Consider the following 25,233-nt stretch of genomic DNA (forward strand, 5'->3'; position numbering starts at 1 on the left):
TTTCCTGTATATTAAATATTCGGGCGTTAGCCCTTATAAAACATTCTTCTTGTCAACATTGTGAGTAATGAATTAATCATTAATTCTACACCCAAGGGTGATAGAATAGCCCTTTTGCAAGACAAAAGGATCGTAGAATACCACATTGAACAATCGGAACCACAATTCTCTGTTGGAGATATTTACTTGGGTACGATTAAAAAATTGGTTTCTGGATTAAACGCCGCATTTATTGATATTGGTTATGAAAAAGATGCATTCTTGCATTACCATGACCTAGGTCCTAATTTAAATACACTTCAAAAATTCACCCGTGACGTCTTAACCAAAAAAGGCAAGACCATCAAGTTGGAGAATTACAAACTGGAGTCGGAAATTGACAAATTAGGCAAAATCGATAAAGTACTGACTCGTGGACAATTAGCCTTAGTGCAAGTTGTCAAAGAGCCTATCTCTACGAAGGGCCCACGCCTTTCCTGCGATATTTCCATAGCTGGACGCTTTTTGGTATTGGTACCGTTCTCAAACGGGGTCAACATCTCAAAGAAAATTACGTCAAAAGCTGAGCGCAACCGCCTTCAAAAATTAATGACGTCCATCAAACCCAAAAATTATGGGGTGATTGTACGTACAGTAGCTGAAGGAAAAGCGGTGGAAGAAATGGAGCGTGACTTGAAAGAGTCTATCGCGAAATGGGAAGAAGGCATCAAAAAATTAGTTGATGCAAAACCGACCGAACGAATCATTGGAGAAATGAGTCGGGCGACATCTATGTTGCGCGATTTATTAAACAACGATTTTGACAATGTTATTGTTGATAGCCAAGACCTTTATAACGAAGCGAAAGACTATGTACATAACGTCGCTCCGGAGAAAGAAAAGATTGTTAAGCTTCACACGGGCAAAACAAAGTTGTTCGAACAAGTAGGCATCGAAAAGCAATTGAAAATGCTTTTTGGCCGCTCGGTATCTTTACCCGGTGGTGGCTATTTGATCGTTGAACATACCGAAGCATTGCACGTTATCGATGTCAATTCAGGCAATAAATCGAATTCGGAAGAAGATCAAGAAGCTACGGCCTTGAGTGTCAACCGCGAAGCTGCCAAAGAAATTGCACGTCAATTACGTTTACGTGATATGGGCGGAATCATTGTGATCGACTTCATCGATATGAAGAAGGCAGAAAATCGCAAAATGATTCAAGATATCATGCGTGATGAGATGCGTGGTGATCGTTCAAAATATACCATTCTACCGTTAACGAAGTTTGGTTTGATGCAGATTACGCGTCAACGTGTTCGTCCGGAGATGAACGTTTCGACACATGAAACATGCCCAAGTTGCGGTGGGACAGGCACGATTACAGCAAGTATTGCGGTATCTGAGATTGTTGCCCAGCATGTGGAACATTTGGTATTGAAGCAAAATGAAAAGAAATTGACATTATTGGTTCATCCATTCTTGCATGCGTATTTCACGAAAGGATTCCCATCCATTCGAATGAATTGGTTTTTCAAATACAAAACCTGGATTTCCATCATGGAAGACTCCTCGTTTGGCATTACAGAATTTAAATTCTTAAACCAAAACGGAGATGCAATTGAAATCTCATCTTAGGATATTTATTTTATTCTTGTTAACACTACCATTGGCCTTTCAAGCAGAGGGCCAATGGTGGAAGTTAACGGAAGAAGCCGAAAAAGAGCGCTCAAAAGGCATGCTCCTACTCACCTCTGAAGTACAAATTGAAGCCACCACGGCCATCAATCAAATGTACAATTTCCACTTCCCCGAAGCGGAACGCGAATTCAATTACCTGAAGGTTAAATATCCGAATCATCCCCTTCCCGACTTCCTTCTAGGACTCATGCAGTGGTGGAAAATTGTGCCTAATACCGGCAATGAAGTCTATGATGAACACTTGATCGAGTACATGGACAGCAGCATCGATAAGGCGGAAAAGATTTGGGATGAAACGGAAAATCCAGAAGCGGCCTTTTTCATGGCTGCCGCATATGGATTTAAAGGACGCTTACATGCCGAACGCAAGAATTGGACACGAGCGACCCTCGCTGCCAAAAATGCCTTAAAATACCTCGAATATTCGCGGAATTTTGCGGATTTCAGCCCCGAGTTGATGTTTGGGGACGGCTTGTACAATTACTATTATCACTTCATCAAACAGAACTTTCCCTTATTAAGACCCGTGCTTTGGCTTTTCCCGAAGGCGAATAAAATGCAAGGTGTGGCCCAACTAGAAAAGGTTAGCTACCAGGCATTTTACACGCGGACCGAGGCACGCTATTTTCTCTTGCAGATTTACGCCATGGAAAATATGACGGATAAATCGTATGATTTAGCTAAGTACACCCACGAAAACTACCCCGATAATCCTTTCTTCCATCGCTACCATGCCCGCGCGGCATTCATCGTAGGGCGCATGGACGAAGCGATGGAACAATCCAAGGCCATATTGAATCGCATCGCACAGCATCAAGTGGGATACGAAGCGGTTTCGGGCAGGTATGCCAGTTACATTTTGGGTTATTATCAATTGTATGTTTATAAAAACAGACCTGAAGCGAAGCAATATTTCCAACAATGCATGGATTTCAGCAAGCAAACAGATTCGTTTGAATCTGGCTATTATTGGGCATCTGTGCTAGGACTTGCGCGCATCTCTTATCAAGAAAATGATTTTGATAAGACCGTTGATTACTGCAAAGAGGTCTTAGATAAGGCGGAAAAGAAATCGGCCCAACATATAGAGGCAAAAAAATTATTAGCTGAAGCCAAGAAGGCGCGGCGCAAAAGGAGATAAGGACCTTTAATGGAAATTCGTACCTTTGATATCACATGGAAATGAACGCAGCATTAATCAAAAAATACTTTCCGGAAATAACGGAAGAGCAGGAAGCACAATTTGACCAACTTTTACCCTTGTACAACGAGTGGAATGAAAAAATCAATGTGGTTTCACGCAAGGATATCGAAAATTTGATGTTGCACCATGTGTTACATTCCTTGGCCATCGCCAAATTCCTTCCCTTTCGTCCAGGCACAGAAGTCTTAGATGTAGGAACAGGAGGCGGTTTTCCAGGAATACCCTTAGCCATTTTATTCCCTGAAACGCAATTTTTACTTGTCGATAGCATTGGTAAAAAAATCAAGGTTGTGGAAGGAGTTGCTGAAGCACTTGGATTAAGTAATGTCCAAGCCAAACACATGCGCGCAGAAGATGTAGATCAAGATTTTGAGTTTATTATTAGTCGGGCCGTAACGCGCCTCACCCCGTTCTATTACTGGGTGAAAAATAAAATCAGTCCTAACCATTTTCACACGCAACGCAATGGCTTACTGCTCTTAAAAGGGGGTGAACTAACGGAAGAAATTGCTGAATTAGGCAAAAAAGCGAAGGTGACTGACCTTACGTCGTATTTCAAAGAAGATTTTTTCGAAACCAAAAAACTAGTTTACGTTCCGATGTAATTTAGGAGACTATGCAGAAAATATCCGTCGCATTGTGCACATTTAATGGTGCGGAGTTCCTATCCAAACAATTGGAATCCATCAAGCAACAAACCATGCCTATTCATGAGTTAGTTGTTTGTGACGATGGTTCATCAGATGAAACACTCGCGATTATTGAACGTTTTAGCAAACAGGTTGTATTTCCTGTGCAAGTTCACCGTAATCCTGTCAATTTAGGAAGTAGCAAGAATTTTGAACAATGTATGGCATTATGCCAGGGCGACTTGATTTTTCTATGCGATCAAGATGACGTTTGGATGCCGGAGAAAGTTGAAAAAATCGTCAACTACCTAGCTGAAAATCCAGATAAAGAAGCCGTATTCTCAAACGCTACGATGATTGACCAAGCCGGTTTTCCGACGGGCAAGACATCCTTTGAACAAATTGAATTCACTGCTGAGGTACAAAATCTGTGGCAAGCGGGAGGGTCCTTCCGAATACTTTTAAAAGGCTATGTGGTAACCGGGGCGGCATTAGCCGTTAAGAAACGTGCCCTACCAAAAATTGGAGCTGTACCCAATATTACCAAAGAACTCATACACGATGGATGGATTGCACTCAACTTAAGTATGGCCAACCAAATTGGGTTTATCAATACCTGTTTGATTCAATACCGCGAACATTCCAATCAGCAAGTTGGCTTTAAAAGTAAGCCGGCCCATGTATCACTTTTGCAACGATTTACGAGGTCACGGGAAGATAAATTAGGTACACTTCGCAAAAAGGCTGATATCGCACATGCACTTCTGAAACACTTTGAAGACGAAAAAGAAGTGAATGCTGAAATTACCACAGCCTTACTCCGCCGTGAGGCATTTTATCGCATGCGTGCAAATCTACCAGCAAACAGACTTCTTCGATTCATTCCGGTTGTAAAACACGCTATAAGAGGATCTTACCAACTAGAAGAAGGCGGAAAATGGTGGAGACCTTTATTGGGAGATCTATTTGAATAAGCATGGAAAAGGTCGCAGTCATCATTCCCCTTTATCAAACAACGTTAAACCCACAAGAAGCGGTTTCACTAAGGCAATGTGTCCGAGTATTGGGAAAACATCCCATGATCTTTGTTGCGCCTGAGTCGTTAAATCTTTCCTTTTTAAGTTCATATGGTATTACTCCAAATACTATACGATTCAGCGACGAATACTTTACGAGTACAAAATCCTATAATAAGCTTCTGACCAGCCCAATTTTTTACGAAGCATTTCCCAACTTCGATTACATCTTAATTTATCAATTAGATGCCTATGTATTCGAAGATAATTTGTTGGCATGGTGTGACAAAGGATATGATTACATCGGAGCACCGAAGCTACGCAAACACCATCTAGCGGGCCAAGCAAGTTGCAATCCTGTATTATTTAATGGAGGGCTTTCCTTACGTCGGGTAAAACCATTGTTGCGTTATATTAAAATCTACCAACTTTTTTTCAAGGAATGGCTGGCCAATGAAGATGCTATGTTTTCATTTGCCCAGAAAAGAGCTATTCCCTTTCGATTTTTGCTTCGATTGCCACATTGGAAGGAAGCCTTATCCTTTGCAATCGAACAAAATCCAAAAATTTCGTATGAGTTATTGGGCGAATTACCCTTTGGATGCCACGCGTGGGAACGCTACAATCCTTCATTCTGGAAACAATTTATTCCGCAGGACTAAACCTCGGCGCCTTGAAATAAGAGTCGCATCGAGCGTACCTTGCGTCTTGAAATCGGAATGATTTCGTCGTTAATTAAACGAATTGCTTTTTGTGATTTGAAATCAATGTGCTGGATCGCAGCAGGATTAATTAATGCCGACTTAGATGGGCGAATAAATCCGCCAAGCTCAAGGACATCAGCGAAATATTTCAAGGTTCTACAAGACAAAAATCTCCGACCATCCTTGAGAATCACATGCGAATAATTACCTTCTCCTCGGACGAGTAAAATATCGAGCGGCAATACCTCAGTACCATCAAGTACAAAAGCAGGTAACACATGTAACTTTTCTTCAAATAGCATAAAGACGCTTTAAATTCAGCAATTTGCTTATTCGAAATTAGACTACTCAAACACGAAATTTGAGTATAATTGAGTTATTTGCGTTATTGCTATTTTAAACTCCCTAATCGTTTATTAAAAGGTAAATCAAAAAATGTAAAATTTGTGTTTAAACACATTTTACTGCCAATAAGGGTCAATTAGGCGTGTGGTTCTCGTAAATAAAACAACATAAAGCAGATAGTAAACACATGAAAAAACGATATTATTGCGACGGAAAAAAGAACATACATATGAAAACAAGACGATTTGGTCGGACCAACTGGCAGGTAAGTGAACTGGGATATGGTATGTGGGGACTCGCTGGTTGGACAGGTTCCGACATTGAAGAAGTGAATGCCTCGTTAGAAAAAGCGGTGTCTTTAGGCGCAAATTTTTTTGATACCGCATGGGGTTATGCAGAAGGAAAGAGTGAGCAAATATTAGGAGCGTTGATAAAGCGCCATCCCGATAAAAAACTATATGCAGCCACGAAAATTCCACCTAAAAATTTTACCTGGCCATCTAAATCTCATTTTACAATCGAAGCATGTTTTCCAGCAGAACATATCATTGAATACACCGAAAAAAGTTTAAAGAATTTGGGTGTAGAGCAAATTGATCTCCAACAATTTCATGTTTGGGAGGATGCATGGGCGAATTCAGAAGAGTGGCAAAAGGCTGTTGAACAATTAACCGCAGCAGGAAAAGTTGCTCACTGGGGAATTTCAGTGAACCGCTGGGAACCCAACAACTGTCTAAAAACGCTAGAAACGGGATTAATCTCGTCCGTTCAGGTCATCTATAATATCTTCGACCAAAATCCTGAAGATCTTTTATTCCCATTATGTAAGAAATTGGATGTGGGTGTTATCGCGCGTGTTCCTTTTGATGAAGGAAGCTTAACAGGTCTAATGACCTATGAAACGAAATTCCCTGCCGATGATTGGCGTTCAACGTATTTCGTCCCGGAGAATTTAACATCGAGTGTCGATCACGCGAATGCCTTAAAACCCTTATTACCTGAAGGAATGAATTTGCCCGAAATGGCTTTACGATTCATATTAGCTAACCCAGATGTAGGAACCATCATTCCTGGCATGCGCAAAATCAAGCACGTGGAAAGCAATATCGCATGCTCAGATGGAGCAGCACTGCCGGCAACATTACTAACCGAATTAAGAAATCACCGCTGGGAGCGCCAACCTACTGAATGGTCCCAGTAGCTTGATCAAATAGTTCTTTGAGCTTCGGCTCTTCTCGGAATCCCGATGTTTTTTGGATTAATTTTCCCTTGCGAAAAACCAGAAAACTCGGGATTTCGTCTACCCCACTTGCCTGCAAGATCGCCTGATTTCCATCAGCCTCCACTTTAATGACAGTTACCTTTCCCGTGTATTCTCCAGCCAACTTATCGACCATCGGCATCATTTTTAGACATGGAGCGCACCATTTAGCATAAAAATCCACAACGACGGCATCACTTTCTTTCGCCAATTTTTCGAAATCCGCCAAATTCCAAGCGGCATCATGCTTCACAGTAGGCACTCCTTCCAAGGGCATCAATTTAGTCGTCCATTTTAAGTATCCGCCTTTTAATTCGGTTACCTGAAAGCCCTTCGCGCGCATCATTTCTGCGGCTTGCGCGGAGCGGCCACCGGATAGGCAGTAGATTAAAACCGGTTTTGATTTATCCAGTTTATCAATTTCCTTCGAAAAGCCCTCAGACCGAAAATCTATATTGGTTGCTTTGGGCAAATGCCCTCCACCAAACTCCCCAGAGGTCCGAACGTCTAACAATAATGCCTGCGGCGTCTCGGTTATTTTATTCGAAAATGATTCAACGTCAAGCACTTGCGCAAATAAAGGACCTACGGATAAGGCTAAAAACAGGATTAGAAGCGAATATTTTTTCATTTTGAAGGGATGTCAGGTTATATAATCATGATAAAACACAAAAACCACGGAAATTATCCAAATTTTGCGTTATTTTGCAAGGCAATTTAAGCAATTACATCGTAATCATTTATTCACAATAACAATAAAAAGATGAGTGCAATACAGTACGTACACGCCAGACAAATTTTAGATTCACGCGGAAATCCAACAATCGAGGTTGATATCAAGACTGAAGACGGAGCTTTCGGTAGAGCTGCAGTTCCTTCAGGAGCTTCAACAGGTATCCACGAGGCTGTTGAGCTTCGCGATGAAGACAAATCAGTTTACGTTGGTAAAGGGGTTTTGAAGGCTGTTGAGAACGTAAACAGAGCTATTGCTGAAGAATTATGGGGCTTAGAAGTTTCTGAGCAAAACATGATCGACCGTTTAATGATTGAATTAGATGGTACTCCAAACAAAGGAAAATTAGGCGCAAACGCAATCTTAGGTGTTTCGATGGCCGTTGCTAAAGCAGCAGCACAAGAAGCAGGTTTGCCTTTATATCGTTACATCGGTGGTGTTAACGCAAATACATTGCCAGTTCCGATGATGAACATCTTGAACGGTGGTTCTCACGCGGATAACTCGATCGATTTCCAAGAATTCATGGTGATGCCAGCGAAAGCTGAATCATTCTCACACGCATTGCGTATGGGTACTGAGGTTTTCCATGCATTGAAAGGTGTGTTAAAATCAAAAGGATATTCAACAAACGTAGGTGATGAAGGTGGTTTTGCACCAAACATCAAGTCGAACGAAGAGGCAATCGAAATCGTATTGCAATCAATCGAGAAAGCAGGTTACAAACCAGGCGAAGAAATCTTCATCGCGATGGATGCTGCTGCATCTGAATTCTACGATGAGAAAACAGGTCTTTATACCTTCAAAAAATCAGATGGCAAGCAATTGAACAACATGGAAATGGCTGCGTACTGGAAGACTTGGGCTGACAAATACCCAATCATTTCGATCGAAGATGGTATGGCTGAAGACGATTGGGCTGGCTGGGCTGAGCAAACGAAATTGATTGGTTCTAAATGCCAATTAGTTGGTGACGATTTATTCGTTACAAACGTGAAGCGTTTACAAGAAGGTATCGAAAAAGGCGTAGCGAATGCAGTATTGGTTAAAGTAAACCAAATTGGTTCATTAACTGAAACAATCGATACGGTTAACTTAGCGAAACGTAATTCATACAAAAACATCATGTCACACCGTTCAGGAGAGACAGAAGATGCAACAATCGCTGACTTAGCAGTTGCATTGAACACAGGCCAAATTAAAACAGGTTCTGCGTCACGCTCTGACCGTATGGCTAAATACAACCAATTGCTTCGTATTGAGGAGGAATTGGGAGCTAATGCATATTTTCCAGGTTTAAATTTCTAAGCATTCGTGAATCGCATCAAGCAACTATTTCTTGGGCCGAACAAATTTTATTGGATTTCAGCGAGCATCCTCTTCGTGTGGATGTTCGTGCTGGATTCCAATGATGTAACTGTTCAGTTTCGCCTTTGGAATGAATTAAGACAGCTTGAAAACGAGAAAACGTATTACCAACAAAAAACCAAAGAGCTGGAAAAAGAGCGCCGCATGGTAATCGGAAATCCATCGTTGTTGGAAAAATATGCCAGGGAAAAATATCTGATGAAGAAACCGAAAGAAGATATTTTTGTGATTGTGGACGAAAACAATCAACCCATCGAGCACTAACAAAAAAGCCCTTCAGTCGTAATGAAGGGCTTTTTTTATATCTTAATGTCTTTACTCGAAATGGCTGCTTTTTCTGCAGGATTTCCTTTCCAAATACTCCAAGGATCTGTTTTCTGACGGGTTAAGTTGGCCCCCATCGCAATCAAGGTTCCTTCACCCAAAACACTTTGGTCACGAATCGTTGCATTAACACCAATGAAACAATAATTGCCTACTTGGCATCCTCCGGAAAGCACCACATGCGATGTAAAAAAGACATGATCACCGATGGTTCCATGATGACCAATGTGATTCCCCGACCACAACACGACGTCATTTCCGATGGTTACATAGGGCTGTATCGTGTTATCCTCTAAGATGAAGCAATTATCGCCAATTTTATCCGTCAAAACAGTTGCATGCGAACTAATGTAGGAGATATACGAATAGCCTTTCTCTAGCCCTTGCTCGTACACACGCGCACGAACACGATTCATGTTCTTCTCCGTTAGCGGTGCGAAGAATTTAAATTCTGAAGGGGAATAAATTTGTTCCAGTGTTTCAAAAGGTACCAAAGGTAACCCGTGAAACGTAGGCTCTTGAATGTAATCTTGCTCAACTGTAAAGGCAACGACTTCATGTTCAGAGTCATTCTGCAAATAATAAAGGGCAAGTTCAGCGGTACGCGTATTACCAAAAATAATGACTTTAGCCATAGATTGATTTAAAGAAATAAAGGTAAATAGAGATTCCCTAATTCCCCTACGTTTGATGATGCTTATTTATCCAATGGTCAATAATAAGCCATGGAGGCCTGAACCTCCATGGTTTATCAATTAAAATAAAGGCGTCCCCGTCATTTCTTTGGGTTGAGCCACGCCCATCAACTTCAAGATTGTAGGCGATACATCGCCCAACTTTCCATTTTGAAGTGTAGGATGAAAGTCATTATCAACCAAAATACAAGGAACTAAATTTGTTGAATGTGCTGTATTGGGAGAACCATCTTCGTTCATCATTACATCGGCATTTCCGTGGTCGGCAATGATAATAAATGAATAACCGTGGGCTAATCCCGCTTTCACAACCGCTTCAGCACATGCATCCACTGTTTCTACCGCCTTTACGACTGCCTCAAAAACGCCGGTATGGCCGACCATATCTGGGTTCGCAAAGTTCAAGCAAACAAAATCTACTTCCTCTTTTTCCAATTCCGGAATCAATGCATCGCGCAAATCGGCTGCCGACATTTCCGGCTGCAAATCATAAGTAGCAACTTTCGGAGAATTGCGCAAGATGTTTTCTTGGCCTTCAAACAATTGCTCACGCCCTCCTGAGAAGAAGAAAGTTACGTGTGGATATTTCTCTGTTTCCGCGATACGAATTTGCTTTTTACCCGCTCCTTCTAATACCTCACCCATCGTCATAGGTAAATTCGAATCATTAAAAATTACCTTAACGTTCTGGAATTCTTTATCGTATTCCGTCATGGTTAAGTAATATAAATCCAATTTGTGCATATTTTCCTCTGGGAAATCGCGTTGCGTAAGGGCTTGCGTAATTTCCCTGCCACGATCTGTGCGGAAGTTGAAACAAATCACAACATCGCCAGCAGCAATCTTTGCCAAAGGCTTTCCTGCTGCATCTGTCGCAATGATTGGTTTAATAAACTCATCCGTCACACCCGCGTCATAACTCGCTTGAATAGAAGCTAGCACATCTTGCGAAGGCGTGCCTTCCGCATCTACCATCGCATGGTAAGCTAAGGCTACGCGTTCCCAGCGGTTATCGCGGTCCATCGCAAAATAACGACCTGTTACGGAAGCTACCGCTGTTCCTGTTTTCTTCGTATGATTAACCAAGTCCGTCATGAACTTCATCCCCGACTTCGGGTCTGTATCGCGACCATCTGTGAAAGCGTGCACAAACACGTTCGACAATCCCGCTTCAGAGGCCGAGGTCAATAAAGATTTTAAGTGCTCGACATGTGCATGAACACCTCCATCAGAAACCAAGCCCATGAAATGAACCGATTTATTTTCTTTTTTCGCATAATCAAATGCCTTCGCTAATTCAACTTCTTGACCTAACGTATTTTCGCGAACAGCTTTGTTGATACGCACCAAATTTTGATATACCACGCGGCCAGCACCTAAATTCATGTGCCCTACTTCCGAATTACCCATTTGGCCTTCAGGAAGACCAACAGCTTCGCCGGACGCCTCCAGTTTTGAATGCGCATATTTCGTATATAACGAATCAACAAAGGGAGTTTTGGCAGCATCAATCGCTGAAACTTTTGGGTTGGTGGCAATTCCCCAACCGTCTAAAATCATAAGTACGACTTTCTTATTCACGGGAGTATATTTAATTATCTTACAAAAATAGCCAAAAAGCTATAAACGCGCACGCATTTGTTTGGCTAATGCCAAAATATCATTCCCTTCTACGGTCTTGGTTGGTGAACCAAAAATGGACGATTCTAACATCGCGTGGCCCAACTCCTGTAAGGTACAAGCTGTATGCGGAGCAACAAACTTGAGAATCGGGAAGATCCAACTGATGTATTTATAGAATGACAACGCATTTTTCAAGCCGGGAGTCGGCCGAATCATGGCCGGTCGGAAAGAATAATAGTCCCCAAAACCCATTTTCCTTAGATCATTTTCCGTTTTCCCTTTCACGCGCGCCCAGGCTAAACGCCCCTGCTCTGTAGAATCCGTTCCGGCGCCTGAAATATAGCTAAACGACATATGAGGGTTTTCTTCGTGCAATACTTTGGCAAAACCTAGGGTCAAATCGTAGGTCTTTTGTTTGTATTCATCCGGCTTCATTCCCACGGAGGAAACCCCGAGGCAAAACAGACAGGCGTCATAGCCTTTGATCGCATCGCGCATTGCCTCGGGTTTCAAAAAATCAGTTAACAGATATTCTTTGACTTTTGGATGCTGTACCCCGCAAGGTTTGCGGTTGACCACCAAAATTTGGCTAACGAAAGGAGAATGAATCGCCTCATGTAAGACACCTTCGCCCACCATGCCCGTGGCACCCGTGATGATTAATTGCTTTTGTAGATTTTCCATCGTAGAATTGAATAATATTTAAATACCTATTTGATGACTTCGAGAAGAAATTTCCTCCAACAAGCCGGTTTGGCGGCTGCAGCTAGCAGTGTATTACCAAATGCAAAAACATCTATGACCTTTATTCACCATGTGTTGTTTTGGGCCAAAAATCCGAACAATGATGCCGAAAAAGCACAATTGTTGGCCGCTCTTAAACAATTAGGCACCTTGCCTATGATCCAAAATGCGCACGTTGGCCGCCCAATCGTAACCGAATTCGACAAAGGCGCAACAGATGGAAGTTATACTTTTTCTGTGGTATTAGTATTTGATAATGCTACAAAAGAATCGGAATACCTATATCACCCCTTGCACAAAAAGTTCATTGATGACAACAAGCACTTGTGGGGAAAAGTTCAAGTGATTGATTCTGAATTAATCTAAAATAGTCGAAAAGCGAATTGACTCCTTCGTGGAGAGGCCCTACATTTAGGGCATGAAACCACACACCCGAAAATTATATCAAATAGTTCGAGCCAAATTGCATTTGGGCGAGCAAGATGGCATGAGATTTATTCATGGCCTCCAAGAAGAAATACAAGATTCCACGAATGAATTTGTGAGCAAGGATTTTGTCCATCAGACCGTTGCCGAAGCAAAAAGTGAACTCATTAAATGGATGTTTATTTTTTGGGTGGGGCAAGGGGCTGTGACGTATATGATTGTTTCCCTGATGAAAAACTGATAATTATTGAGCTATTCTTGTATCGAATTGACTCATCTAGCCTGTTTTTGTAGGTTTGAAACATGGAAGCAAAATCAATTCAATTATATCAATTAGCGCATAAAAAACTCCACTTGGTGGAAAAAGATGCCATGGAATTTGTAGAAGTCATTCAAGACACCATTGAGGACCGAACTAAAAACTTCGTCACGAAGGAATACTTAGATGTTCGACTTGTGGAACTGGAGCTGAAACTAATAACGAAGCTCGCCGAGACCGAAAAAAATATTCTACGATGGATGTTTACCTTTTGGATAGGTCAGCTCGTCGCGATGTTCGGTTTTATTTACTTGTTTTTAAAACATTAGGCTTTTCGTTTTGCGAGCACAAACATCCCGATGACGGAAATGAATAACATTGCAAGGCTCGCGACATCTTGCCAACGAAGCATCTCGGGGTGATTAAGTAAGTTTGCCCAGGAGGCCGCCTGGGTTCCCGTCCACAAGGCGATTAATGTACGAGGAAGCATCCCGAGCGTTCCACCTACAAAAAACTGACGCAAGGGAACTCCCAAAAATGCCATTAATGCATTTGTAATAGCAAAAGGAAATATGGGAGATAAGCGCGCTAAAAATACCCAAGCAAAAGATTGAGCTTGTACATTATCCAGAAAATCAGCCGCTTTAAACTTTACGCGTATGAGTTCGATGAGCGCATCCCCTTTCATTTTTCGTGCCATCGCATAACCCAATAAGGAGGCAATCGCATAAGCAACAATGAGCGGCAACAGACCCGACCAGCCCCAAACATAGCCCGTAAACATAGCAAAAAAGGTCGTAGGGCATAGCGCCAAACCCATAATGAATACGGCTATGACCCAAAAAATCACGGATTCCAGCGCATTAAAGCTGGTAAAAAAGTCGGGGTTCGCCAAAGCAAAATAGCCTAGCAACAAACTTGATAAGACGGGTAATGCCCCCATCCAAAGTAGGTACAGGGTTTCGAAAAGAATACGGCGGTTTTGAGACATAGGGCCAACAAATATACGCTTCTTTTCATAATCCAAGCCCTTTTGCCTACCTTTGCAGGGCATTTTGCCCCATTAAAATTCGTCCATGGAAATCGCAATCATCAAATACAATGCCGGAAATGTGCAATCGGTCATGTACGCCTTGGACAGAATCGGGATGAAATACCAATGGACAGACGACGAAGCGGTGATTCGATCAGCGGATAAAGTCATTTTTCCTGGGGTGGGAGAAGCGAGTACGGCGATGGCCTATTTGCGCGAAAAAGGCTTAGACCAAATAATTCCTACCTTAAAGCAACCCGTATTAGCGACTTGTATCGGTATGCAATTATTGTGTCGCGATTCTGAAGAAAATAATACGAATTGTATGGGCGTTTTCGATGTGCCGGTGAAACGATTTGTAAGTGCCGACTTGAAAATACCCCATGTAGGCTGGAATTCCATTCAAGCTTCAGGTGAAAATATCCTGATGGAAGGGCTCAAAAAAGAGGAGTACATGTACTTTGTTCACTCTTTTTATGCGCCCGTGAATCCCTATACGACAGCCATTTGTGACTATGTCCAACCCTTTTCGGCCATGTTACAAAAAGATAATTTCTACGCGGCACAATTCCACGCAGAAATATCCGGCATGGCGGGTCAAAAAATCATTCAAAACTTCTTAGCGCTTTAATCTATGTTCCAACTCATTCCAGCCATCGATATTATTGGAGGACAATGCGTTCGATTAACGCAAGGAGACTACCAACAAAAGAAAGTTTACAGTTCTGACCCGCTAGAAATTGCCAAGGCATTTGAAGGAGCGGGAATCCAACGCTTACATTTAGTTGATTTGGATGGAGCAAAAGCGAAAGAAATTGTCAATGCTGCCGTATTAGAGCGCATCGCTTCGAACACCTCCTTACATATTGATTTTGGCGGTGGCGTGCAATCCGACGCGATGATTGATCGCGCATTTTCTGCTGGAGCTGCCCAAATTACTGCCGGAAGTATCGCCGTCCGCAACCCCGAACTCGTGCATGGCTGGTTTAAAAAATACGGAACTGATAAAATTATCCTGGGCGCTGATGCCCACAACGAACAAATCGCAGTAGCTGGTTGGCAAGAAAATTCGAATATTTCCATCTTTGATTTTCTGACCGATTATCAAGCAGCAGGCGCTCAATACGTCATATCGACGGATGTGGCGAAGGACGGATTGTTGCAGGGGCCAAGTTTTGATTTATACGAAAAAATCCAAGCGAATAATCCCGGATTAAACATCATTGCCAGTGGTGGCGTAGCCAATATGCAAGATTTAGAACAATTACGTGCCATGAATTTATTCGGTGTGATTGTTGGAAAAGCCTTTTACGAAGGCCGCATTACACTCGAAGATTTAGCCACATTTGCCAAAGAATCCCTATGCTAACGAAACGAATTATTCCTTGTTTGGATATAAAAGAGGGTCGGACTGTGAAGGGGACCAACTTTGTCGATTTGCGTGATGCGGGAGATCCCGTGGAGTTGGGGGCTTTGTATGCTGAACAAGGCGCAGATGAATTGGTGTTTTTAGACATTACGGCGACGGTTGACAATAGAAAAACCTTAGTCAATCTGGTACGTGAAGTGGCACGTCATGTCAATATCCCGTTTACCGTGGGTGGTGGAATTAGTAGCATCGAGGATGTATCAGCTTTATTAAATGCGGGTGCCGATAAGGTTTCCATTAATTCCTCGGCGGTTCGTCGGCCGGAATTAATTGACGAATTAGCTTTGCAATTTGGCTCACAATGCATCATCGTGGCGATTGATACGCGATTTGTAGAAGGCAATGATTGGGTGCATACCCATGGCGGCAGAAAAATCACAGATATTAAAACGATGGCATGGGCCAAAGAAGTCGAATCTCGTGGGGCTGGAGAAATCCTATTAACATCCATGGATGCCGATGGGACTAAAGCGGGATTTGCCAATGACCTTACGAGTCGGGTTTCTGCGCAATCTTCCATTCCCATCATCGCATCAGGCGGCGCAGGGACGATGGAACATTTTTATGAGGTTTTTACCGATGGAAAAGCAGATGCCGGTTTGGCAGCAAGCATTTTCCACTTCAAGGAAATTGAGATTATTGAATTGAAAAAATACTTAGCGAGCAAAGGAATTCCGATGCGGATATACTAATTTAACCTTTATGAGTTTACAACCCGATTTTTCCAAAGGCTTAGTCCCTGCCATTATTCAAGATGCAAGCACCTTGAAAGTATTGATGTTGGGCTACATGAATGAAGAGGCCTACACCAAAACGCTTGCCGAAAACCGGGTGACTTTTTTTTCCCGCTCAAAGAATCGACTTTGGACCAAAGGAGAAACTTCAGAAAATTATCTGGATGTTATCAATGTGGCTATTGATTGTGATCAAGACACCATTTTGATCCAAGCAAAACCAGCGGGGCCAACATGCCATACGGGGTCAGATACCTGTTTCAATGAATCGAATGCGGATAATGCTGCTTGGTTAGACCACTTAAAACACATCATTCGTTCGCGTAAAAATGCATCGGCAGACACTTCGTATACGGCTTCTTTGTTCCAAAAAGGAACGCATAAGGTGGCTCAAAAAGTAGGCGAAGAGGCAGTTGAATTAGTCATCGAGGCCATGATGGACAATGATGAATTGTTTAAAGGCGAGGCTGCGGATTTGATTTTCCACTTATTGGTTTTGTTGGAAGATCGCGGCATTGGATTAGAAGAAATCGTTAAGACATTACAAGCTAGACATCAGAAATAACATGATTGGATTTATCATTCGTTACATCATTATTGCGGTCGTGGTTTTAATCATTCCACGTTACTTAAAAGGAATTACGGTCGATGGATTTACAACCGCTTTAGTCGTTGCTTTGGCAATGGGATTTTTAAATTCTTTCGTAAAACCTATTCTGAAAATAATCAGTTTCCCGATTACCTTTATGACCTTGGGATTATTTTCCTTGGTCATTACCGTAGCGATGGTTTACATCGTGGAAGCCTATGTGACTGGATTTAAGGTGAATGGATTTATCGCTCCCTTAATCTTCAGTTTTGTGGTAGGTATTACGAACTCTTTTGTAGGGCTTTTTACGAAATAACCCCCTTACCTTTGGCAAACCTTAGAGGATTGCCAAAGGTAGTGTTTGCAACCGACATGTAAGTCAAGAAAAAATCGATTATCAATTAGCTGATATCTTTCGATGAAATTCGAAATGTCATTAATCCTGCTAATGCAGACGGGATGGCAAATACCCAGAAACTTTGGGTCATATCCAAACCCCAGGCGACCAACAAGCCTCCTAAAATAGGACCGATAATTCCTCCTAAGCGACCGGCGCCTATTGCCCAACCAACGCCAGTGGTTCGAATGTACGTTGGGTACATACTAGCCGCCACGGCATACAAGCCAACAAAGCCTCCCTGAACACCAAAACCCATTAAAAAGAAGATCACCAAAACGTAGTCGGTCTCCACAAAAAAGCCAAAGGAGAGCATGACCAAAGCGGTAAAGATCAAGATCGTTCCAATCGTTTTTTTCAATCCGAAACGCGATGAGCAATAGCCTTGCATGGGAATACCGACGATCGCTCCCAGGTTGAAAACTGTCCCTGCATAGATTGCGGCAGAAAGCGAAAGGCCCGCATTCGTAGCTAATTTGGGAATCCAATTCAACATAAAATAGAGCGTAGCAAAGGCTAGAAACAATGCCGTCCAAAGTTGAAATGTAGAAATACGATAAGGTTCTTTGACTAAAATTTGAACACTCGGTTTTGTATCGTCTTGTTTGGAAAGAGCAAATGACTCTTTGATAAATAGGCCTACCAGCGGTAAAGACAGAAAAGTCGCATAGCCTGCTAATTCAAATAGATGCTCCCAACCCGAGGTTTTTATGACCGTTGCGGCAACTAATCCAGATAAAACGGCTCCCACTGGATAGCCCGCAACGACGGTACTCACCCAAAAATTTCGAGTAGAAGTTGGCGAATTTTCTGCAGTTAATGCAGCCGTTGTCGCCATCATGGCTCCAATTCCCAAGCCACTGATGAAACGAAAAATCATCAACAAATTGATATCCGTCGCAAAAGACGTTAGATAAATACATGTGGCCATTAATAATCCGGCGATTAACATGGTGGATTTTCGGCCAATGCGATCAGCAAAAGGCGCTAAAAAAATGGCTCCAACAGTCATGCCCACTAGGCCTGAGCTAAATACAATTCCCAAATTCGCGGGCGAAATGTTCCACGCTTTGGCAATGGCAGGAGCGGCATAAGAAATAATGAGCACATCCATCCCGTCCAGCATGTTCATTAAAAAGCAGATAAATACTGCGATGTATTGCTTAGTTGACATATCCAAAAGAAGGCTTCACCCCCGTTTTAACCCAGTTACGCAAAGCATCAAATGCCTCACCTGTTTGTTTATCCGTAAATTGGCAATGTGCCTGTCCATTCGTGTATTTTACCGCAAAATATTTCCCACGACCTTGGGCATGAATCATATTTTCTAGATTCGTAACCGCATAGGAAACGGGAATGAGTTGGTCGTAAATCGTATGCATCAAAACGATTGGCTTGTCAATTTTCCCCGTACGATCATAGCGGGCAAATAGTTTTTGTGGATCTTGCGTGGCAGCCAAACGCTCCGCTTTATTGTTCACTTCTAGGTTATCAGGAAAACCCGAATATACCGTTTGGGTATTATCGAAAGGATTACCATTGAATTTTAAGGCCAAATCGCGCAACACATTTTGGTTAAAAAATAATGCTGCAGGAAGGTCGGCTAATTTGAGGTCAAAGCGCTTGGCAAACGCTGCCGCCAAGACTGAATCTTTTGAAATGACAGCTTGTTTAATCGCTCCCATGCGTGGACCCGCTTGAGCAAATGACACAAAAGAAATCGAACTCGACGGATCAAAAATCTCTTTCAAACTAGGAACAATGCCCGGAAATAGACCGTTAAACGTCGCATACATATCATATTCCTTGCGGCATTGTAAGTAAGGTCGCGAAGACAAGGGACACAAGGGTAGTCCACCTTGGTAATGCTGCCCGAAATTTTCCAGCGTAGCGATTGTTATGCCGCCCCCCATGGAATGCCCTACCATGAAAGTAGAGTCAGGCTGACCCATTTTTTTAATGAATGCTTGTCGAAGCTCTTCAGTCGCATCCACTCCTTCTGGCAAGGCGAACCCTTGAATGGGATAATCTGACGCCGCGATTGCGAATCCGCGATCTAAAAAGGGTTTTAGTCGTTGGGCCAACTGCGCATTCGCACTCGAGGGAGGCGTACCCATAAACTGATAACCATGCGCGTACATGATTAATTTTTTATTCCAATTTGCGGGAATGTGTACTTGGTAGTCGCCACCTTTTAAGGTACCTAGGTCTACCGCCTTTTGTCCGTGCAGCGAAAGGGCTAGTAGGCATAAAATTGCTATTTGCTTCATTATAGTAGTTTATAAATTCGGATTTTAACTGCGTCCGGCATGCGTTCGCCAGTACAAACAAAAATGGTATCATTGATCCAAGCATACTTGCTGGTCAAAGGAGCCTCTAATTTCGGAATGGCGCGGAAGTAATATTGACTTGCATCTACTTTTTCCCCTTTCGCGATACGGGCAGCGACTTCGGGCGAAGCCACGCGAACACCGATGTTCTTCACATAAATGATTGATCCATCGTCTGCCTTAAATTGATAGTGTGCTTCTAATTCGGCAACACCATCTTTGCGGACAACTTGCCAATCAGCACCCCCATTAAATATTTCTCCTTTAATCCCGGGTCCATCCACCGTTCCGCCGATAATCGGAATGATCCGTCGGGTGCCGTGAGCCGTTTCGCCAACAGTCAATGCGGGACTAAGTTTCACTTGTAATTCGCAGAAAAATTCGAGTTTGGGGGCGTCTTGAGCAAAGACGGAAGTCATGCTGAATATCAGCAAGATGATAATTTTTTTCATCGGTTTAGATTTATCTCCCTCACTTAGCTTTGGCAAACCTGGGAGGATTGCCAAAGCTACGGGGAAATAAGGAATTTTCGATGGCTAAAAAGCATTTTATCAAGTAATTAAACAGCAAATTATCCTTAATTCCACTAACTTCGCGATACGCTGACGGGGTCGTGGACCACCGGCAGCATATAAACCGACTATGAAAAAATTAATCTTTGGAGCATTGCTCCTGTGCGTTTCGTTCATTGGATTTTCGAAAGGCTCAATGCCGCGTACAATCGTTACCACCGATGGTGAAATCGACGATGTCGACACATTCATTCGCATGTTGATGTATTCCAATGAATATCATTTAGAAGGGCTTGTCTATTCCAGTTCCATGTGGCATTACAAAGGCGATGGAAAGGGCACCCAATTTACCTCCGAAATGGAGATGACCCGCAAAATGTATGGCGCTAAAACGGATTTGCGCTGGCCAGGCGTTCAATGGATTCAAGACCTCCTAAAAGCTTATGCAGAGGTACATCCCAATCTGATCTTACACGATAAAAATTACCCTTCTCCCGCCTACCTAAATAGCCTTGTGAAGGTTGGGAATATTGATTTTGAAGGCGAAATGGAACAGATCACAGAAGGTTCCGAATGGATAAAAGCAAAGTTATTAGACAAGAATCCCGAACCGATTTATTTGCAAGCATGGGGAGGTACGAACACGATTGCCCGCGCATTGAAATCGATTGAAGAGCAATTCGGTGCCGACAAAAATTGGCCCACGATCAAATCGAAAATTTCGAAAAAAGCCATCATATATACCGTGATGGACCAGGACGCCACCTATAAAAACTACATCGGAGGACACTGGCCAGAAATTCGCGTTTTCTACAATGCGCATCAATTTGCGAGTTTCGCCTACCCATGGAAACGCATCATGCCCAAGGCAACACAACCTTATTTCGAGGGAGCCTACATGGCAAACAGAATTATTTTAGATCACGGACCGCTTTTGAAAATGTATTATTCCTACGGGGATGGGCAAAAACAGGCGGGGGATGACGAACACATTCATGGAGATATTACCAAAATAAAAAATGCGCAATGGGGTGATTTCACCCAATACGATTTTATCTCAGAAGGCGATTCCCCAGCTTTCTTACACCTCGTCGACGTAGGCTTAAACAACTTGAACAACCCTTCATTTGGCGGATGGGGCGGCCGCTTTGTACAAACAAAAGACAATCCGTACCGTTTTGAAGATAATGATCAGGCTGCCGACTTCAATCCCGAGACAGGGAAAATGGATATCAATTATTCCCAAACACGCTGGTTAATTGCAGCACAAGAGGATTTCGCGGCACGCGCCGACTGGTGTGTAAAATCCTACGCGGACGCAAATCACGCGCCCCAAATCACGGTAAAAGAAGGTATGCATTTGACAGCTAATCCAGGTCAAGAGCTGTTATTAACGATAGAAACGCGTGACCCAGACCGGAATGGTATCCGATTAAAGGCTTGGGCCTATCCAGAAGCTGGATCCGGGAAAGCAGGAATTAATATAGGAGGAAAACAAGCGATCGTATCCATCCCTGATTCAGCGAAAAAAGGGGACACTTTTCACGTCGTAATTGAAGGAACAGACAATGGAATTCCGGCCTTAACTCGCTATCGTCGGGTAGTGATTAGTATCCGCTAAATAGCCTCAAATTCGCCGCGTTCTAGGTTTTTGCGAACCTTGCCGGCCTCGAAAACCTTACCATTCATCGATATGTAAACGCCGGGAGGGAGCACTTGAATAAACGCTAGAGCACTCCCTAGATTAAACATTCCATCGGAAGACCCGAACTTATAAGGAATCATGGCACCCGTTAAAACAATGGTTTTATTTGAAATTTGACCCGCCAAATATTCTGCCGTTAGGGTCATGGTATCGGTTCCGTGCGTAATCAAAATTCGATCGGCGTTTACAGAAAGGCAGGCATCGCAAATTTGAATTCGATCCGTATCCGAAAACTCGAGACTATCTTTCATAAAGAGCGTATCCGTTTTGACATCCAATCGGTTACGGCCTTTAGTCAACATTTCCTGCAAATGCGTCTCTTTGAAATACAAGGACCCATTTAATTCGTTGTACTCTTTATCAAATGTTCCTCCGGTAACATAAATCTGAATCATATTTTATAATTTGTCGATGAAATAATTCGCACATGCTCACACTACAATTGGTAACAAACAAGGCGGAATTGGAAGGCGTTTTAGCCTTACAGCAGGCCAATTTACGCAAAAATATTACGGAAGAGGAAGCCGAGTCACAAGGATTTTTAATGGCCGAATATGATTTGCCCTTTTTGACGTTATTGCAATCCAGTAGTCCCGGAATTATTGCCAAAGATGGCGACAGGGTGGTAGCTTATAGTTTGGTCGCATTGCCCGATACCGCTCGAAGACACGCTTTATTGGCCGATTTAGTAGAAAACATTGAACGATGCCAATTCGAAGGAAAGTCCGTTGAAAACTATGCCATCGTCGCACAATTATGTGTATCAAAGGAGTACCGAGGCCAAGATTTGGTCCAACGACTTTATGGCGCCTTTCGAGATCATTATGCGGGACGCTATGATTTTTGTGTCACCGACGTCGCGCAGGCAAATGCTAGATCGTTAAAAGCTCATCAAAAACGCGGATTCCAGGTGATCGATACCCTAAACTATGGGGGAATTACTTGGGATATTGTGCTGTGGGACTGGAATAAAAAATCAGCTTCTTGATAGGCCAATACGCATCGGAATAGGCGCTAGACTGAATTTATCAAAAAACTGATTAAAAAAATGCGTAAATCGGTAGACGCTGCCGGGGTTAAAAACCCCGGCAGCGTCACCTCCCACACGTTTTATATTACATCTACGAAAAACAGCCTTCAAGCGCTTGGTCGTCATAATTTGAGCCATAAACTGATAAACCGCCTGCCCCGTTATTTAATCCGGTGATACGCCATCAAACTCAAGATGCTTCGATCATAAAAATCCAAATTTGACCGCTGTTGAAACGCATGAAGGTAACCAACATCTACTGTCAGATTACTCAAAATCGGTATACTTAATCCCGCAAACATACGGTGTTGGTCCAATACATTATCCGGATTATCCTGCGCTGCATTAAGCAAAATTTCGGTGTTAATTTTACCTTGTATACTTTTTACCAGCGGAAATAAAGCCTGAAGTCTGTAGCGAAAACGATAATTACTAAACTTTATCTCATCGGTTAAATTTGTTTTGGTAACATCTGTTCCTTGATTGAAACGCATCTCAAAACGAAAACGGTGTTCGATTCGAAGCATAGACCAACGATGTTTATAGGATATGTCCGCATGTGGTCGATATTCAGGAATGACTAGGCGAACAGGCGCCAACGGATTATTGGGTGTATTTAAAAATACGGCCACCCCAGTAGAGAAATCCCATGTTTCACCCATAGTCCGATGCACATGAGCTCTAAAAGCATATTGATGATGCTCAAGTGGATTCACAAAGTGGCGTTTGTGCACCTCCCCCTGAACATACCATTTTTGATTAAATGGATATGTCAAATAATATCCATACCAAACCTGAGATTGATGCTCAATTTTAGACTGCCCCCAAAGCCCAAACAAAGGAACAAGAAAGAAAAATAAATACTTCATTCTGCAAAGATATAATATATTCTATAAAAACGATAGATTAAATATTCTTTTGTTTTTTAATCAAAAAATTGCAGTATGGGCCTGCAAAGGGTTATATTTCCCGCAACGCTATTCTACGACAAATACAATAACATCTAGGATTACACAAAAATGAACTACAGCAATTAACGTATGTTTTTAAATTCAATATTGGTTTTTAGGCGTAAACACAGTTGTACTCTACAGTCGAATAGACTGAGGAAGATGGCAAAAAATTGGCCTGAATGGAATTAAGTTTAATAATCAATTAAACAATAGATAAGCCACCGCCAGCGTCACAAAAACGTTAAATAATTGCGCGATTAAAAAAGCATATAAAGGCTTCTTGCCTTCCTTCGAGAAAAGGTCTGAGAATTTGGTTTCCAAGCCAATACTAGTAAATGCCAAGGCAAACCAAAGTCCTTGCAATGCTTTGAATCCTCCCTTAACCGAATCAATCGTTTCAGACGAAATCACAAAAGAGAAGAGCAATGATGCAGCAATAAACCCTAGCACGAATTTGGGAAAGCGTTCCCAGATAATTCCCAATGTAGGCTTACTTTCTTTTACGGTATCCGACTGATTGTTTGTCATCGTCCAATAAATGGAGATGGCAAAAGCGGCGAAACCTAATAACACGTTTTGGGAGAATTTAACAATCGTCGAAATCTTCAAGGCCTCCTCGCCTACCATCGTTCCAGATGCGATGACCGCACCGGTTGTATCAATGGTTCCACCTAGCCAAGCACCGGTAACTGCTTGCGAAAGACCCAAAGCCTGTGCAATAAATGGCAAAAAGATGATCATCGGAATCGCCGTAATCAAGACGATGGAGATGACATAGGATAGTTTTTTGGAATCCCCTTTAATGGCTCCAGACGTTGCAATCGCAGCCGAAACGCCGCAAATAGACACCGCACTCGAAATCATGATGGCGAATTCCTCATCGATGCCCATTTTTTTGGAAACCCAAAATGCAAAGTACCAAACCGAAATCACCACCACCAAGGCCTGAATCAACCCAAGTGACCCTGCCTTTAAAATGTCTCCGAAAATCACGCTTGTTCCCAATAGGATCAAACCTATTTTCACGAACAATTCCGTTGAAAGTGTTTCGGTCAACCACCCTGGCAGCGTAAAAAAATTACTCAACAAAAGCCCAATCGCTAAACTAAAAATCACCGCTTCCAGATTCCAATTTTTCAAGAATGCATTACCCGCCAAAATAAGCGCAAGGCTCGTCAACCCAAATACAATGGGAAATCCTTTCGCTGTACCTTTAATTGACTTACCCAATAGACGCGCTGATAAAAGGGCAATGACATAAGTAATGCCAAATACCTGAACTAATTTTATAAGATTTTTACCAGAAAGGACCTTTTCTGTCAGCTCTGAAGTTGTCTCCCAACCAAAACTCGGGGTGGGGACCAGAATACCAAGAAGTGCGATAATAATGAGGAAAAATCCAAGAAAAACGACCGTCCAGTCTTCTGAGAGTAGTTGATTATTTTTTATCATGTTGTTGGTATAAAGGTGTGGGGGAGGTGACGCTGCCGGGGTCTGCGACCCCGGCAGC

At 42.5% G+C, this 25,233-nt stretch carries 30 protein-coding genes; 18 read left to right on the forward strand and 12 right to left on the reverse strand.

What is annotated here, in order from left to right; translation table 11 throughout:
• The first annotated feature begins 60 nt into the window (after positions 1–60).
• The 5 genes from PQG45_RS08870 to PQG45_RS08890 are packed head-to-tail and all read left to right on the forward strand — an operon-like array spanning position 61 to position 5,191.
• Positions 61–1,617, forward strand: coding sequence for an Rne/Rng family ribonuclease (locus PQG45_RS08870; RefSeq protein ID WP_316070710.1), 1,557 nt, complete (start codon positions 61–63; stop codon positions 1,615–1,617).
• A gap of 16 nt (positions 1,618–1,633) precedes the next feature.
• Positions 1,634–2,821 carry a tetratricopeptide repeat protein gene (locus PQG45_RS08875; protein ID WP_316070711.1) on the forward strand — a complete coding sequence of 396 codons (1,188 nt, stop codon included), beginning with the start codon at positions 1,634–1,636 and terminating at the stop codon, positions 2,819–2,821.
• 35 nt (positions 2,822–2,856) lie between these two features.
• Positions 2,857–3,489 carry a 16S rRNA (guanine(527)-N(7))-methyltransferase RsmG gene (gene rsmG, locus PQG45_RS08880; protein WP_390825301.1) on the forward strand — a complete coding sequence of 211 codons (633 nt, stop codon included), beginning with the start codon at positions 2,857–2,859 and terminating at the stop codon, positions 3,487–3,489.
• Between the two features lie 11 nt (positions 3,490–3,500).
• Positions 3,501–4,487, forward strand: coding sequence for a glycosyltransferase family 2 protein (locus PQG45_RS08885; protein ID WP_315574282.1), 987 nt, complete (start codon positions 3,501–3,503; stop codon positions 4,485–4,487).
• Between the two features lie 2 nt (positions 4,488–4,489).
• Entirely contained in the window at positions 4,490–5,191 is a 702-nt protein-coding gene (locus PQG45_RS08890; RefSeq protein ID WP_315574283.1) for a DUF5672 family protein, read from the forward strand.
• Here the strand turns inward: PQG45_RS08890 and PQG45_RS08895 are convergent.
• Positions 5,188–5,535 (reverse strand): LytR/AlgR family response regulator transcription factor, encoded by a 348-nt coding sequence (locus tag PQG45_RS08895; RefSeq protein ID WP_315574284.1) that lies wholly within the window; start codon positions 5,533–5,535, stop codon positions 5,188–5,190. The two genes, PQG45_RS08890 and PQG45_RS08895, sit on opposite strands and share 4 nt — an antisense overlap.
• A 272-nt stretch (positions 5,536–5,807) precedes the next feature.
• Here PQG45_RS08895 and PQG45_RS08900 point away from each other — a divergent pair, with 272 nt between their 5' ends.
• A complete protein-coding gene (locus tag PQG45_RS08900; RefSeq protein WP_316070712.1) occupies positions 5,808–6,779 on the forward strand; it encodes an aldo/keto reductase in 972 nt (323 codons plus the stop codon).
• Here the strand turns inward: PQG45_RS08900 and PQG45_RS08905 are convergent.
• Entirely contained in the window at positions 6,760–7,470 is a 711-nt protein-coding gene (locus PQG45_RS08905; RefSeq protein ID WP_315574286.1) for a thioredoxin domain-containing protein, read from the reverse strand. The two genes, PQG45_RS08900 and PQG45_RS08905, sit on opposite strands and share 20 nt — an antisense overlap.
• 132 nt (positions 7,471–7,602) lie before the next feature.
• Here PQG45_RS08905 and eno point away from each other — a divergent pair, with 132 nt between their 5' ends.
• The gene (eno, locus tag PQG45_RS08910; protein WP_315574287.1) at positions 7,603–8,880 is read left to right on the forward strand and encodes a phosphopyruvate hydratase; all 1,278 of its coding nucleotides are present in this window, start codon (positions 7,603–7,605) and stop codon (positions 8,878–8,880) included.
• Between the two features lie 6 nt (positions 8,881–8,886).
• Entirely contained in the window at positions 8,887–9,204 is a 318-nt protein-coding gene (locus PQG45_RS08915) for an FtsB family cell division protein (RefSeq protein ID WP_315574288.1), read from the forward strand.
• A gap of 35 nt (positions 9,205–9,239) precedes the next feature.
• Here the strand turns inward: PQG45_RS08915 and PQG45_RS08920 are convergent, their stop codons facing one another.
• The 3 genes from PQG45_RS08920 to PQG45_RS08930 form a co-directional block, all read right to left on the reverse strand.
• Positions 9,240–9,899, reverse strand: coding sequence for an acetyltransferase (locus tag PQG45_RS08920; RefSeq protein WP_315574289.1), 660 nt, complete (start codon positions 9,897–9,899; stop codon positions 9,240–9,242).
• Between the two features lie 120 nt (positions 9,900–10,019).
• On the reverse strand, positions 10,020–11,540 hold the full coding sequence (gpmI, locus tag PQG45_RS08925) for a 2,3-bisphosphoglycerate-independent phosphoglycerate mutase (protein ID WP_316070713.1): 1,521 nt from the start codon (positions 11,538–11,540) through the stop codon (positions 10,020–10,022).
• A 39-nt stretch (positions 11,541–11,579) separates the two neighbouring features.
• Entirely contained in the window at positions 11,580–12,266 is a 687-nt protein-coding gene (locus tag PQG45_RS08930; RefSeq protein WP_316070714.1) for an NAD-dependent epimerase/dehydratase family protein, read from the reverse strand.
• 33 nt (positions 12,267–12,299) lie between these two features.
• On the opposite strand from PQG45_RS08930, the gene PQG45_RS08935 reads away from it, so the two are divergent.
• From PQG45_RS08935 to PQG45_RS08945, 3 genes are all read left to right on the forward strand, one after another.
• Positions 12,300–12,692 (forward strand): Dabb family protein, encoded by a 393-nt coding sequence (locus tag PQG45_RS08935; RefSeq protein WP_315574292.1) that lies wholly within the window; start codon positions 12,300–12,302, stop codon positions 12,690–12,692.
• 52 nt (positions 12,693–12,744) lie between these two features.
• Positions 12,745–12,993: a hypothetical protein gene (locus PQG45_RS08940; RefSeq protein WP_315574293.1), complete on the forward strand. Its 249-nt coding sequence runs from the start codon at positions 12,745–12,747 to the stop codon at positions 12,991–12,993.
• Between the two features lie 62 nt (positions 12,994–13,055).
• Complete coding sequence (locus PQG45_RS08945) at positions 13,056–13,340, forward strand: hypothetical protein (RefSeq protein ID WP_316070715.1); 285 nt, start codon at positions 13,056–13,058, stop codon at positions 13,338–13,340.
• On the opposite strand, the gene PQG45_RS08950 is transcribed toward PQG45_RS08945, so the two are convergent.
• A complete protein-coding gene (locus PQG45_RS08950; protein WP_315574295.1) occupies positions 13,337–14,002 on the reverse strand; it encodes a TVP38/TMEM64 family protein in 666 nt (221 codons plus the stop codon). The two genes, PQG45_RS08945 and PQG45_RS08950, sit on opposite strands and share 4 nt — an antisense overlap.
• 85 nt (positions 14,003–14,087) lie before the next feature.
• On the opposite strand from PQG45_RS08950, the gene hisH reads away from it, so the two are divergent.
• The 5 genes from hisH to PQG45_RS08975 are packed head-to-tail and all read left to right on the forward strand — an operon-like array spanning position 14,088 to position 17,112.
• Complete coding sequence (gene hisH / locus PQG45_RS08955; protein ID WP_316070716.1) at positions 14,088–14,675, forward strand: imidazole glycerol phosphate synthase subunit HisH; 588 nt, start codon at positions 14,088–14,090, stop codon at positions 14,673–14,675.
• Between the two features lie 3 nt (positions 14,676–14,678).
• Positions 14,679–15,413: a 1-(5-phosphoribosyl)-5-[(5-phosphoribosylamino)methylideneamino]imidazole-4-carboxamide isomerase gene (gene hisA, locus PQG45_RS08960; protein WP_315574297.1), complete on the forward strand. Its 735-nt coding sequence runs from the start codon at positions 14,679–14,681 to the stop codon at positions 15,411–15,413.
• The gene (hisF, locus tag PQG45_RS08965) at positions 15,407–16,165 is read left to right on the forward strand and encodes an imidazole glycerol phosphate synthase subunit HisF (protein WP_316070717.1); all 759 of its coding nucleotides are present in this window, start codon (positions 15,407–15,409) and stop codon (positions 16,163–16,165) included. Before hisA ends, hisF begins: the two co-directional genes overlap by 7 nt.
• A gap of 10 nt (positions 16,166–16,175) precedes the next feature.
• Positions 16,176–16,772 (forward strand): bifunctional phosphoribosyl-AMP cyclohydrolase/phosphoribosyl-ATP diphosphatase HisIE, encoded by a 597-nt coding sequence (gene hisIE, locus PQG45_RS08970; protein ID WP_315574299.1) that lies wholly within the window; start codon positions 16,176–16,178, stop codon positions 16,770–16,772.
• 1 nt (position 16,773) lies between these two features.
• Positions 16,774–17,112, forward strand: coding sequence for a phage holin family protein (locus PQG45_RS08975; protein WP_316070718.1), 339 nt, complete (start codon positions 16,774–16,776; stop codon positions 17,110–17,112).
• 85 nt (positions 17,113–17,197) lie between these two features.
• On the opposite strand, the gene PQG45_RS08980 is transcribed toward PQG45_RS08975, so the two are convergent.
• Genes PQG45_RS08980 through PQG45_RS08990 form a run of 3 tightly spaced genes read right to left on the reverse strand, consistent with a single transcriptional unit; the run spans position 17,198 to position 19,975 of the window.
• Positions 17,198–18,367, reverse strand: coding sequence for an MFS transporter (locus PQG45_RS08980; protein ID WP_316070719.1), 1,170 nt, complete (start codon positions 18,365–18,367; stop codon positions 17,198–17,200).
• Positions 18,357–19,463, reverse strand: coding sequence for an alpha/beta hydrolase (locus tag PQG45_RS08985; RefSeq protein ID WP_316070720.1), 1,107 nt, complete (start codon positions 19,461–19,463; stop codon positions 18,357–18,359). The genes PQG45_RS08980 and PQG45_RS08985 overlap by 11 nt, the downstream gene beginning before the upstream one ends.
• Positions 19,463–19,975, reverse strand: a complete 513-nt coding sequence (locus tag PQG45_RS08990) for a DUF3237 domain-containing protein (RefSeq protein WP_315574303.1) — start codon at positions 19,973–19,975, stop codon at positions 19,463–19,465. Before PQG45_RS08990 ends, PQG45_RS08985 begins: the two co-directional genes overlap by 1 nt.
• A 190-nt stretch (positions 19,976–20,165) precedes the next feature.
• Here PQG45_RS08990 and PQG45_RS08995 point away from each other — a divergent pair, with 190 nt between their 5' ends.
• Positions 20,166–21,656, forward strand: coding sequence for a DUF1593 domain-containing protein (locus PQG45_RS08995; RefSeq protein WP_316070721.1), 1,491 nt, complete (start codon positions 20,166–20,168; stop codon positions 21,654–21,656).
• Here PQG45_RS08995 and PQG45_RS09000 read toward each other — a convergent pair.
• Complete coding sequence (locus tag PQG45_RS09000; protein ID WP_316070722.1) at positions 21,653–22,135, reverse strand: asparaginase domain-containing protein; 483 nt, start codon at positions 22,133–22,135, stop codon at positions 21,653–21,655. The genes PQG45_RS08995 and PQG45_RS09000 overlap by 4 nt on opposite strands.
• Positions 22,136–22,167: 32 nt before the next feature.
• On the opposite strand from PQG45_RS09000, the gene PQG45_RS09005 reads away from it, so the two are divergent.
• On the forward strand, positions 22,168–22,728 hold the full coding sequence (locus PQG45_RS09005) for a GNAT family N-acetyltransferase (protein ID WP_315574306.1): 561 nt from the start codon (positions 22,168–22,170) through the stop codon (positions 22,726–22,728).
• A gap of 203 nt (positions 22,729–22,931) precedes the next feature.
• Here the strand turns inward: PQG45_RS09005 and PQG45_RS09010 are convergent, their stop codons facing one another.
• Both PQG45_RS09010 and PQG45_RS09015 read right to left on the reverse strand, forming a co-directional pair.
• The gene (locus PQG45_RS09010; RefSeq protein ID WP_315574307.1) at positions 22,932–23,639 is read right to left on the reverse strand and encodes a DUF2490 domain-containing protein; all 708 of its coding nucleotides are present in this window, start codon (positions 23,637–23,639) and stop codon (positions 22,932–22,934) included.
• A gap of 282 nt (positions 23,640–23,921) precedes the next feature.
• Positions 23,922–25,175: a YeiH family protein gene (locus PQG45_RS09015; protein WP_315574308.1), complete on the reverse strand. Its 1,254-nt coding sequence runs from the start codon at positions 25,173–25,175 to the stop codon at positions 23,922–23,924.
• Positions 25,176–25,233 lie beyond the last annotated feature (58 nt).

It is taken from the genome of Aquirufa regiilacus (assembly GCF_032470275.1).
In the GTDB taxonomy this organism is placed as follows: domain Bacteria; phylum Bacteroidota; class Bacteroidia; order Cytophagales; family Spirosomataceae; genus Aquirufa; species Aquirufa regiilacus.